Annotated in this window: 11 protein-coding genes and 2 tRNA genes; 8 read left to right on the top strand and 5 right to left on the bottom strand. The window is 63.2% G+C overall.

The features are described from left to right. The first annotated feature begins 1 nt into the window (after position 1). From ACN9MY_RS00735 to ahpF, 5 genes are all read left to right on the top strand, one after another. A complete protein-coding gene (locus ACN9MY_RS00735) occupies positions 2-889 on the top strand; it encodes a U32 family peptidase (RefSeq protein WP_426319913.1) in 888 nt (295 codons plus the stop codon). Continuing rightward, positions 886-1,350: a ubiquinone anaerobic biosynthesis accessory factor UbiT gene (gene ubiT / locus ACN9MY_RS00730; RefSeq protein ID WP_426166561.1), complete on the top strand. Its 465-nt coding sequence runs from the start codon at positions 886-888 to the stop codon at positions 1,348-1,350. Before ACN9MY_RS00735 ends, ubiT begins: the two co-directional genes overlap by 4 nt. Next, positions 1,343-1,711: a putative zinc-binding protein gene (locus ACN9MY_RS00725; protein ID WP_426166559.1), complete on the top strand. Its 369-nt coding sequence runs from the start codon at positions 1,343-1,345 to the stop codon at positions 1,709-1,711. Before ubiT ends, ACN9MY_RS00725 begins: the two co-directional genes overlap by 8 nt. 164 nt (positions 1,712-1,875) lie before the next feature. Then, a complete protein-coding gene (ahpC, locus tag ACN9MY_RS00720) occupies positions 1,876-2,439 on the top strand; it encodes an alkyl hydroperoxide reductase subunit C (protein ID WP_057265746.1) in 564 nt (187 codons plus the stop codon). A 100-nt stretch (positions 2,440-2,539) separates the two neighbouring features. Further along, positions 2,540-4,120, top strand: coding sequence for an alkyl hydroperoxide reductase subunit F (gene ahpF, locus ACN9MY_RS00715; RefSeq protein WP_426166557.1), 1,581 nt, complete (start codon positions 2,540-2,542; stop codon positions 4,118-4,120). A 247-nt stretch (positions 4,121-4,367) separates the two neighbouring features. Here the strand turns inward: ahpF and ACN9MY_RS00710 are convergent. The 3 genes from ACN9MY_RS00710 to ACN9MY_RS00700 form a co-directional block, all read right to left on the bottom strand. Further along, positions 4,368-4,444, bottom strand: a tRNA-Asp gene (locus ACN9MY_RS00710). 19 nt (positions 4,445-4,463) lie between these two features. Next, a tRNA-Val gene (locus ACN9MY_RS00705) sits at positions 4,464-4,539 on the bottom strand. A 100-nt stretch (positions 4,540-4,639) separates the two neighbouring features. Then, positions 4,640-6,754: a S9 family peptidase gene (locus ACN9MY_RS00700; RefSeq protein ID WP_426336721.1), complete on the bottom strand. Its 2,115-nt coding sequence runs from the start codon at positions 6,752-6,754 to the stop codon at positions 4,640-4,642. Between the two features lie 67 nt (positions 6,755-6,821). On the opposite strand from ACN9MY_RS00700, the gene ACN9MY_RS00695 reads away from it, so the two are divergent. Next, a complete protein-coding gene (locus ACN9MY_RS00695) occupies positions 6,822-8,093 on the top strand; it encodes an MFS transporter (RefSeq protein ID WP_426336720.1) in 1,272 nt (423 codons plus the stop codon). Next, positions 8,063-9,349, top strand: a complete 1,287-nt coding sequence (locus ACN9MY_RS00690; RefSeq protein WP_426166551.1) for a glycerate kinase type-2 family protein — start codon at positions 8,063-8,065, stop codon at positions 9,347-9,349. The genes ACN9MY_RS00695 and ACN9MY_RS00690 overlap by 31 nt, the downstream gene beginning before the upstream one ends. On the opposite strand, the gene ACN9MY_RS00685 is transcribed toward ACN9MY_RS00690, so the two are convergent. Further along, complete coding sequence (locus tag ACN9MY_RS00685; RefSeq protein WP_426166549.1) at positions 9,342-9,977, bottom strand: hypothetical protein; 636 nt, start codon at positions 9,975-9,977, stop codon at positions 9,342-9,344. The genes ACN9MY_RS00690 and ACN9MY_RS00685 overlap by 8 nt on opposite strands. Positions 9,978-10,058: 81 nt before the next feature. Then, a complete protein-coding gene (locus ACN9MY_RS00680) occupies positions 10,059-10,883 on the bottom strand; it encodes a hypothetical protein (RefSeq protein ID WP_426166547.1) in 825 nt (274 codons plus the stop codon). A 91-nt stretch (positions 10,884-10,974) separates the two neighbouring features. Here ACN9MY_RS00680 and ACN9MY_RS00675 point away from each other — a divergent pair, with 91 nt between their 5' ends. Next, positions 10,975-11,325, top strand: coding sequence for a nuclear transport factor 2 family protein (locus ACN9MY_RS00675; protein ID WP_426166545.1), 351 nt, complete (start codon positions 10,975-10,977; stop codon positions 11,323-11,325). Positions 11,326-11,331 lie beyond the last annotated feature (6 nt).

Here is an 11,331-nt window from a genome sequence, read left to right as displayed (position 1 = left end):
TATGTTGAAACTAGCCCTCGGCCCGGTGCTGTATTACTGGCCGCGCCTGACCATGTTCGAGTTCTACCAGCAGGTAGCCGAAAGTCCGGTCGATATCGTCTACCTCGGCGAAGTCGTATGTTCGCGCCGCCATGAACTGCGCCTGCCGGACTGGCTTGATATCGCCGCCCTGCTGCGCGATGCGGGCAAGGAAGTGGTGTTGTCCACCCAGGCGCTGATCGAATCGGGCGCTGAACTGACCACCATGCGCAAGTTGTGCGAACACCGCGACTTCCTGGTGGAGGCCAACGACTTCGGCGCCGTGCGCAACCTGGAAGGCGCTGGCTTTATCGCCGGCCCGCACCTGAATATCTACAGCGAGCCGACGCTGGCCGTGCTGGCTCGCCAGGGCGCGCGCCGCTGGGTGGCGCCGCTGGAAATGGACCGAACCGCCATCGCCACCCTGCTGAAGACGCAACCGGCCGGCATGGAGAGTGAGGTCTTCGCGTGGGGCCGCATGCCGCTGGCCTTCTCCGCCCGCTGCATGACCGCCCGCAACCGCAACCTGCCGAAGGACGATTGCCAGTTCAGCTGCATCGATTACCCGGACGGCCTGATCATGGACACACGCGAGCAGAAAGCCTTCCTGGTGCTGAACGGCATACAGACCCAATCCGCATTGTGCTGCAACCTGGTGCGCGTCATGCCGGAGATGGCCGACATGGGCATCAATGTGCTGCGCATCTCGCCGCAGTCGCGTGACACACTGGAAGTGTTGGCAGCCTTCGACAAGGTGCGCCGCGGCGAATGGCAGGCGCCGCATGCCGCCGTCGTGCTGGAGCCGCTGGCCCCCGGTGGCAGTTGCGATGGTTTCTGGTACGGCCAACCCGGCATGGAGCGCGTGGCATGACGACAGCACCGTTCCGCATCCCGCCCGCCATCGGCCGCCTGCTGGGCCGCCTGCCGCCGCAGCCGCCCGCCTGGCTGTTCGTGCAAGGGCTGAACCGAATCCTGGCGCCGCAATTGCCTGAAGACGTGCGCCAGGCCCTATTTGCCCGCCGCCTGCGCCTGCGGGTGGAAGACGCCGGCCTCGCGATCGACTTCAGCTGGCAGGGCAAGGGCTTTGAAATGGCCCGCCATGGCGAGCAGCCCGACCTCACCATCGGCGCCTGCGCGCACGATCTGGTGCTGATGGCGCGCCGCCAGGAAGATCCGGACACGCTGTTCTTCTGCCGCCGCCTGATCCTGGAAGGCGACACGGAACTGGGCCTGCTGTTCAAGAACACGCTGGACGGCCTGGACGCCAGCGCCTTCGACTGGCGCAAGCTGCTGCCGAAAATCCCGACGCCGCCCGGCGCCCGCCATGGCTGACAGGACGCTGCCGCTGGTGTATTCATGCTCCGGCTGCAGCAGCGCGGCCCAACTGGCCAACGCCGTCGCACTCAAGCTTGACCGCGACGGCACCGCGGAGATGTCCTGTATCGCCGGGGTTGGCGGCGGCGTCGCCCCGCTGGTCAAGCTGGCCCAGTCCGGCCGCACCATCATCGCCATCGACGGCTGCCCCTTGGCCTGCGCCCGCGAATGCCTGGCGAAGCAGGGCGTTACTCCCGGCCACCACCTCCTCCTCAACGAACTAGGCGTGCGCAAGAAAATGCACGCCGACTTCGATCCTGCCGATGTCGGCTATCTGTCCGGCCACGTTACCCGTCTCCTGTCGAAATCACAACCCTGACGGGGCGACAACCGTTTTCCCGCCAAAAGGCGATAATAACGATCGCGTTTCGCGGTTCTAATAGGCAAAGACTATTGAGTCTATTTGAACAATCAAATTTCCAAATCTCCGGGAAGGCCTTAAACTGGCGTCTCATTGATTCACAAACCCACGAGGAAACCACAATGTCCCTGATTAACACCCAAGTAAAACCATTCAAGGCCACCGCATACCACAACGGCAAATTCGTTGACCTGAGCGAAGAATCCCTGAAAGGCAAGTGGTCCGTATTCGTGTTCTACCCAGCCGACTTCACCTTCGTGTGCCCAACCGAGCTGGAAGACCTGGCAGACCACCACGCAGAATTCGCCAAGCTGGGCGTGGACGTGTACGGCATCTCGACCGACACCCACTTCGCCCACAAGGCATGGCACGACACTTCCGACGCCATCAAGAAAGTGCAGTACGCGCTGATCGGCGACCCAACCGGCACCCTGTCCCGCAACTTCGAAGTGATGATCGAAGAAGAAGGCCTGGCACTGCGCGGCACCTTCGTGATCAATCCGGAAGGCTTCATCAAAGTGATGGAAGTGCACGACAACGGCATCGGCCGCGACGCTGCTGAACTGCTGCGCAAAGTGAAGGCAGCCCAGTACGTGGCTTCCCACCCAGGCGAAGTGTGCCCAGCCAAGTGGACCGAAGGCGCAGCAACCCTGAAGCCATCGCTGGACCTGGTCGGCAAGATCTAAGCATCTAGTCTGCTAATGGCTTGAACAGGCGACCCCACGGGGTCGCCTTGGGGCGTTGAAGCGGTACCTACCGCAAGCGACTAATCAGAAAGGAATAGCCATGCTGGACGCAGACCTGAAAGCCCAACTCTCCTCCTACCTGGAGCGCGTTGTCCACCCGATCGAAATCGTGGCGCACACCGACGCCTCCGCCAAATCGCAGGAAATGTCGGCCCTGCTGCAGGACATCGTATCGGCCGGCCACGGCAAGATCACCGTCGTCGCAGGCACTGACGACAAGGCCCGCAAGCCTTCCTTCGACATCAACCGCAAAGGCACCGATATCGGCGTGAGTTTCGCCGGCATCCCGATGGGCCACGAATTCACCTCCCTGGTGCTGGCGCTGCTGCAAGTGGGCGGCCACCCGATCAAGCTGGACGAAAAAGTCGTCGAGCAGATCCGCAACCTGGACGGCGATTACGTCTTCGAAACCTTCATCTCCCTGAGCTGCCATAACTGCCCGGAAGTGGTGCAGGCGCTCAACGCCATGTCCGTGATCAACCCGCGCATCAAGGTGGTGGCGGTGGACGGCGGCGTGTTCCCGAAAGAAGTCGAGGAACGCCAGGTGATGGCCGTGCCGATGATGTACCTGAATGGCCAGCACTTCGGCCAGGGCCGCACCAACGTCGAGGAGATCCTCGCCAAGCTGGATACCGGCGCCTCGGCCCGCGCTGCGGCTGAACTGAGCAAGAAAGACGTGTTCGACGTGCTGATCGTCGGCGGCGGCCCTGCAGGCGCTGCTGCGGCCATCTACACGGCGCGCAAAGGCATCCGCACCGGCGTGATCGCCGACCGTTTCGGCGGCCAGGTGCTGGATACCCTGTCGATCGAGAACTTCATCTCGGTGAAGGAAACCGACGGCCAGAAGTTCGCGGTCGCCCTGGAGCAGCACGTCAAGGAATACGACGTGGACATCATGAACACCCAGCGCGCATCGAAGATCGTGCCGGGCAAGATCAAGGAAGTCCATACCGAGAGCGGCGCTGTGCTGAAAGCCAGGTCCGTGATCATTTCGACCGGCGCCCGCTGGCGCGAGATCAACGTGCCGGGCGAGAAGGAATACCGTAACCACGGCGTGGCCTACTGCCCGCACTGCGATGGCCCGCTGTTCAAGGGCAAGCGCGTAGCGGTGATCGGTGGAGGCAATTCCGGCGTGGAAGCGGCGATCGACCTGGCCGGCATCGTGGAGCATGTGACCCTGATCGAATTCGGCGCCGAACTGCGCGCGGATGCGGTGTTGCAGCGCAAGCTGGCCACCCTGCGCAATGTGAAGGTGATCAAGTCGGCCCAGACTTCCGAGATCCATGGCGATGGCAAGAAAGTGAACGGTTTGAGCTACACCGACCGCGAGACCGGGCAGTCGCATCGTGTCGACCTGGAAGGCGTGTTCGTCCAGATCGGCCTGGTGCCTAACACCGAATGGCTGAAGGGCACCATCGAGCTGTCCAAGCATGGCGAGATCGAGGTGGATGCCAAGGGGCAGACTTCGGAGACCGGCGTGTTCGCCGCGGGCGACGTGACCACTGTGCCGTACAAGCAGATCGTGATTGCGGTGGGCGAAGGCGCAAAGGCGGCGCTGGGGTCCTTCGACTATTTGATCCGCTCTTCGGCGGATGATGAGCCGGCGGCGATTGCAGCCTAAAACCGGTAAATCCGGGTCAGGCACAAGTGCCTGACCCATTCTGCACAACAGCTGTTGGTGTTGGTTCTAGGCCTTTGACTTTCGACGAAGATCAACATCGCACAACCTAACCCGAGTCAGATGATCTGACTGTGTCTGACCCTGTGGGTCAGACACAGGTTTACCGGTTTCAGAAATGAAAAAAGCCCCGTCTGCACAGAGCGCGATCTAGAGCGCGTTCTGGCTGACGGGGCTTTTCTCTGAATATTGGCGGAGCGGACGGGGCTCGAACCCGCGACCCCCGGCGTGACAGGCCGGTATTCTAACCAACTGAACTACCGCTCCAATTCTTCATCAGTGTGACTGGTGGGCGTTGAGAGGGTCGAACTCCCGACCTAATCCTTGTAAGGGATCCGCTCTACCAACTGAGCTAAACGCCCCTGCCTTCACTGTCGAACGTTTGTCACAACGTTCAGAAGAGGCCGCATTATAGGATGGATTTTGAAAGCCGCGCAAGCCTTTTTCCAAAAAACCTCAAAATTATTTGGAAACCCCGATTTGCGACAGCAGCCAGGCCATCTCGAATGCCCTCTCGCCCAGCGCGTTATAGCGCCCGGACGAGCCGCCATGGCCGGCGCCCATGTTCACCTTCAACAGCAGCGGGTTGCTGTCGGTCTTGTTGCGGCGCAGCTTGGCCACGTACTTGGCCGGCTCCCAGTACATCACCTGGCTGTCATTCAGGCTGGTGGTAACCAGCATGGCCGGATAATCTTTCAACAAGATGTTGTCGTACGGGGAATAGCTGCGCATGTAGTCGTAGGCCGCCTTCTCGTTCGGATTGCCCCACTCCAGGTACTCGCCGGTGGTCAGCGGCAGGCTGGCGTCCATCATGGTGTTCATGACGTCCACAAACGGCACCGCCGCGTGCACCGCCTTGAACAGGTCCGGACGCATATTCACCACGGCCCCCATCAGCAGGCCGCCGGCGCTGCCTCCCTGGATCGCCAGGCGGTCGCGCGAGGTCCATTTCTCCTTGACCAGGTATTCCGCGCTGTCGATGAAGTCGGTGAAGGTGTTCATCTTCTTCATCAGCATGCCGTCGTCATGCCATTTCTCACCCATGTCGTTGCCGCCCCGGATATGCGCCGCCGCGTAGATCACGCCGCGCTCCAGGATGCTCAGGCGGGTCAGCGAGAACGTCGCTTCCTGCGGAACGCCGTAGGAGCCATAGGAATACAGCACCAGCGGCGCCGAGCCATCCAGCTTCACGCCCTTCTTGTAGGCCACCCACAGGGGCACCTTCACGCCGTCGCGCGCGGTCGCCCACAGGCGCCTGGTCTCGTATTGGCTGAAATCGAAACCACCCGCCACTTCCTGCTTTTTCAGCACGGTGCGCTCGCCGGTCTTCATGTCGACGTCGATGGTCGAAGGCGGCGACAGCGGCGACTGGTAGCTGATGCGGTACTTGGTCAAGCCGTATTCCAGGTTGGTGGACGGCATCGACACATATACTTCGTCGTCAAACTTCACAGTCAGCCACTTCTTGCTGGCAAAGTCGTAGATGCGGGTGCGGCCCAATGCCCGCGACTTTTCCTGCACGGCCAGGAAGCCCTTGAACACGGTGACGCCTTGCAGCAGGGTGTCCTTGTCGTGCGGGACGATCTCGGTCCACTTCTTCGGATCGGATACGGGCGCCGCCACCAGGCGGAAATTCTTGGCCGCCCTATTGGTGCGGATGTATAGCTTGCCTTCGCGATGGCCCATGACGTAATAGCGATGGCCCTTGCTGCGCCCCAGCACAGTCTTGAAACTGCCCTTTGGCTGCTCGGCCGGCAGCATGAAAACTTCGGTGGTATCGGTCGCACCCGACAGCAGGAAAACATGCTTGTTGTCCGAACCGGCAAAAACCTGCAGGGCGAATTGCTCGACCGGCTCGTGGAATACCTGCTCCGGCTGGCCGTCCAGCGCAAGGCGGAACAAGCGGTCGGAACGCTTGGTGGTCGGGTCTTCCTGCACCACGAACAGGGTCTTGTTGTCGGCGGCCCACGCGATCGTTGTCGTGCGCGGCATGGTGGTCGACAGCACCTTGCCGGTGCCAAGGTCTTTCACATGCAGCTCGTACTGACGGAAGCCGTTGTTGTCGGTGGTGTAGGCCAGCAGCTTGCCGTCCGGGCTGGGCAGCACCATGCCGAGGGCGAAGTATTTCAGGCCTTCGGCCATGGCATTCTGGTCCAGCATGATTTCTTCCGGCGCAGCGGCGTCGTAGCTGCCGTCTGCCGCAGCCTTGCGGCGGCAATTGAGCTGGTACTGCTTGCCCGCTTCGATGCGGGTGTAATAGTAGTAATCGCCGCGGCGCGCCGGCACCGACAGGTCGACCGGTTGGGTGCGGTCCTTGAACTCCTTGTACAGCGTGTCGGCGAACGGCTTGATACTCTCGGTCATGGCGGCGGTGTAGCTGTTTTCCGCGTTCAGGTATTCGATGACGGCCGGATTGGTCTTGTCCTGCAGCCAGCGGTAATCGTCGGTGACCTGCTCGCCATGGCGGGTTTCCATCCACTGCGTTTTTTCGGCGACAGGCGGCTGCGGCAGGTCCGCAGCAAGAGCCTGTGCAGCCAGCAGGGGCAGCAACAGGCTGGTGATCAGTCGTTTGCTCACTTCTTCAGCTCCAAGGGGGGAAAATGTGCAATGATTCTAGGGTGCGATACTTAGAAATACAACAAGAATGATCACTACCGAAACGCTGTATGCGCGCGTCACCTGGCGCCTGCTGCCCTTCCTCTTCCTGTGCTACGTGGTGGCATACCTGGACCGGGTGAACGTCGGTTTTGCCAAGCTGCAGATGCAGGCGGACCTGCAGTTTTCCGACACCGTGTATGGGCTGGGCGCCGGGATCTTCTTCGTAGGCTACTTCCTGTGCGAGGTGCCTTCCAACCTGCTGATGCTGCGCGTCGGCGCGCGGCGCTGGATTGCGCGCATCATGGCCAGCTGGGGCCTGCTGTCGGCGGCCATGCTGTTCACCAGCAGCCCGGTGAGCTTCTATGTGATGCGCTTCCTGCTTGGCGTGGCGGAGGCGGGCTTCTTCCCCGGCGTGATCCTGTACCTCACCTACTGGTATCCGGCGCAGCGGCGCGCCCGCATCGTCGCCGTTTTCATGAGCGGCGTCGCGGTGGCGGGCGTGGTGGGCGGCCCGCTGTCGGGCTGGATCATGTCGCACTTTGGCGGCAGCGGCGGGCTGGCCGGCTGGCAGTGGCTGTTCCTGCTGGAGGGCTTGCCGGCAGTGGCGCTGGGCGTGCTGACGCTGGCGCTGCTGGACGATGGCATCGACGATGCCAACTGGCTTAACGACGAGGAAAAGGCGCTGTTGAAGCACGAGCTGGCGCGCGACGGCGCACCGCACGCGCAATGGGGCCTGCGCCACGTGTTCGGCAGCAGCCGGGTGTGGATCCTGGCGCTGGTGTACTTCCTGCTGGTGATGGGGCTGTACGGCGTCGGCTTCTGGCTGCCGCAACTGATACGCAACAGCGGCGTGCAGGACGTGCTCGACATCGGGCTGCTGACCGCTATCCCGTATGGCATCGCAGCAGCGGCGATGATCCTGATTGCGCGCCATTCCGACCGCAGCGGCGAACGGCGCTGGCACGTTGCGCTGGCTGCCTTCATTGGCGCAGCAGCCTTGCTGGCGTCGACGCATTATGCAAACAACCCGGTGCTGGCGCTGGCGGCCTTGAGCGTGGCGACGGCCGGCATCCTCAGCACCTTCCCGGTGTTCTGGAGCATTCCGACCGCCATGCTGGGCGGCTCTGCGGCTGCGGCAGGCATCGCCATGATCAATTCGCTCGGCAACCTGGCCGGTTTTGTCAGCCCCTACCTGGTCGGCGCGATCAAGGACGCCACGCACAGTACAGCCAACGGCATGCTGCTGGTGGCGGCCTGCCTGGCGGCGGGCGGCGCCCTGGTGCTGCTATGCGTCGGCAGCAAAGGAGAAATGCTGTGAAGACTGGCCGCGAACTGCTGTCCGAACTGTTCAACGCCGCCCTGCGCGCGGCCGACCCGCTGGAAACCATTGCGGCCCACCTGCCGCCGCCGCCGAAAGGCCGTACCGTCATCATCGGCGCCGGCAAGGCGTCCGCGCGCATGGCGCAGGGCGTGGAGCGGCGCTGGCAGGGCCCCCTGAGCGGCGTCGTGGTGACGCGCTACGGACATGGCGCGCCCACGCAGCAGGTGGAAGTGATCGAGGCCGGCCACCCGGTGCCGGACGACGCCAGCCAGGCCGCAGCGCGCCGCATGCTGGCGGCAGTGCGGGGCCTGGGGCCGGACGATATGGTGCTGTGCCTGATGTCCGGCGGCGGCTCGGCGCTGATGTCGCTGCCGGCGCCCGGCATCACGCTGGAGCAGAAGCGCGACATCAACAAGGCTTTGCTGCGCAGCGGCGCGCCGATTGGCGACATCAATATCGTGCGCAAGCACCTGTCGGCGATCAAGGGGGGCCGCCTGGCGCTGGCTTGCGGCCAGGCGCGCGTGGTCACGCTAGTGCTGTCGGACGTGCCGGGCGACGATCCGGCCGTGGTGGCCAGCGGCCCGACCCTGGCCGATCCGTCGACCGCGCAGGACGCCCTGCGCATCCTGCAGCAATATGGCATCGAGCTGGCGCCCGCCGTGCGCGCAGTGCTGGAAGACCCGGCGCAGGAGACGCCAAAGCCCGGCGATTCACGCCTGGAGCGCAATAGCGTGGCGGTGATTGCCTCCGCCAGGCACGCCTTGCAGGCGGCGGCCGACATGGCCCGCGCCGAAGGCCTGCGCCCGCTGATATTGAGCGACAGGCTGGAAGGCGAATCGCGCACGGTGGCCGTGTCGCATGCCGCCCTGGCGCAAGGCGTGATCGAGCATGGCAGCCCATTGCGGCCGCCCTGCGTCATCCTGTCAGGCGGGGAAACCAGCGTCACGGTGCGCGGCACGGGCCGCGGCGGGCGCAATGCGGAATACCTGCTGGCGCTGGCTGTCGCGCTGCAGGGAGCGCCCGGCGTGCACGCCATCGCCTGCGACACCGACGGCATCGACGGCACCGAGGACAATGCCGGCGCCGTGCTGGGGCCGGACACGCTGCAGCGCGCCGCCGCCCAGGGCCTGGACGCCCGCGCCCTGCTCGACAACAACGACGGCTACAGCTTCTTCTCAGCGCTGGGCGACCTGGTGGTCACCGGCCCCACCCGCACCAATGTGAACGACTTCCGGGCGATCCTGCTTATTTGATGGCGGCGGCCAGCTTGGCCCACACCGCATCGCCAATGTCCTTGCGGCCGTCCGGCGCGCGGTAGGACAGGAAGAACGTCTCGTTTTTTTTTCCGGTTGCCATGTACATGAAGTAGGCCGGCTGTCCAGTGGTGCCGCTGATCATGGAAACCATCACGGCCGGGTGCCTGGCATCTTTGAATTCCTGGACCTGGATATTGGTGGCTGCACCGCGCAGTTTGTTCAGCGAACCGGGATCACTGATCCCGTAGAACACATGGTGGGCCGCGTCGTAAGTGACGTTGGTGGCGGTTGAACCGTACATATAGCCATTGCGGGTCGGCAGGCTGGCGGCGGTCGCCGTCGCGGCATCTTCCGGGCGCATCCAGTACGAATAGCCGATTTTCTTGACCTTGGACTGCTGGAATTCCGCCGGTACCGGCACGTTCAGGGCGATCTGGTACGGCAGGCGGCCCTGCATGAAGTCATTGACGGGAACGTCGCGCGTCTGCACAGCCACTGGCGCCGGGGCCGCAGCAGAAGCCGCAGGCTTGGACGCCTTCGCCGATGCCGATGCCGCCGGTGCGGCATTCGCCACTGCAGCCGTGGTGCTGATGGCCAGGCCGGCCACAAATAAAATCGATTTCAACTGGAACTCCTGTTTTTCATCTCTGCTTTCGGGGAAGGCTAATCCTCTCACGGCTTCCCTTTGCGGTGCAATGTTGTTTGTTCAAGCAGGGCAGCGGCTGGCTGGCTGGTCGCCGGCCGCTACGGCTTTCCTGAGCAGGTCCTGCGCTGCTTCCCGGTCGCCACGAGCGCCCCGCTCCAGTCTCAGGACGGCAGCGTTGTAGGCGGCGACTGGATTGCCCAGCGCCGCAGCGGCATCAAACGCCTTCCATGCGCGCTCGGGGCAAAGGCTGAACGTTTCATGACCGACGCCGGCGCGCAGCAAGCCATCGGCGTCGCCTTGCCTGGCAAACGTCTCTTCAAACTGTGCTGGCCAGCCTGTCACCAGCGATGCCATGACCGGCTCCCCTTTTTTGACGGCATACGGGCCAGTAACGAAAGCTGTAAAAGCTTGCTGCGTGGTGGTGAGCTTGCCGTCCTTGCTGTACCACAGGAAGCCGTCGGCACCGCTTACCTTGACGTCGCCCAGCTTGTTGGACAGTTGCCGCGCCAGCGGAAGATGATGCTTGTCGGGCGCTGTGCCGCTCCACGAAGACATCAGCACGACATGGCTGAGCTTCTTCTTCTTTTTGCTTTCCTGCCGGAGGACCTCCGCCAGTTTGTCGATCGTCATGATGCGGGAGTCGGGACCATACAAGTGCCAGGGGCTGCCATGGAGGGCGATGGTCATCCCCTCATCCCCGCCGTCCGGTACGGCCTCCGCGTACTGATACAAGGCATCCGATGCGGGCACGCATTCCTCGCGCATCGGATAGCAGTTATCGATATTGAGCACGCCTTTCAGCGGCAGTGTCGTTGGGCAGCCTGCTTGCGCAACGGCGCAGCCAGCCAGCAGGGAAATGAGGGCAAATCGGTGATGGAGTGTCACATGGATTCCTGTTTGATTACCTGGGAGGTAATCGTCGCATGGCATGGATTTGTTGACAATGGCTTCACCAACCAACGAAAGGAGAAACACCATGCAAATCGTCGACAAATACCTGGCAGCCTGGAACGAGCGCAGCGCCGATGAGCGCCGTGCCCGTGTGGCAGCGGCTTTCACTCCGGAAGCCAACTACAAGGACCCGCTGATGCAGGGCGCCGGCCATGGTGCGATCGACGCCATGATCGCCGGCGCGCAGGGGCACTTCCCCGGCCACCGTTTTGAACTGGCCGGCACCCCGGACAGCCATGGCGACGTGCTGCGCTTCTCGTGGACGCTGGGCGCGCCTGGCAGCGATCCGGTTGCCAAAGGCACCGACTTCGCAGTTCTCGCGGCGGACGGGCGCCTGGCCAGCGTGACCGGCTTTATCGACTACTTCGCACAGTAAGGAAGG

This window comes from Pseudoduganella sp. R-31 (assembly GCF_049913235.1).
Taxonomy (GTDB): domain Bacteria; phylum Pseudomonadota; class Gammaproteobacteria; order Burkholderiales; family Burkholderiaceae_D; genus Rugamonas.
This window is presented reverse-complemented; position numbering and strand designations above follow the sequence as displayed.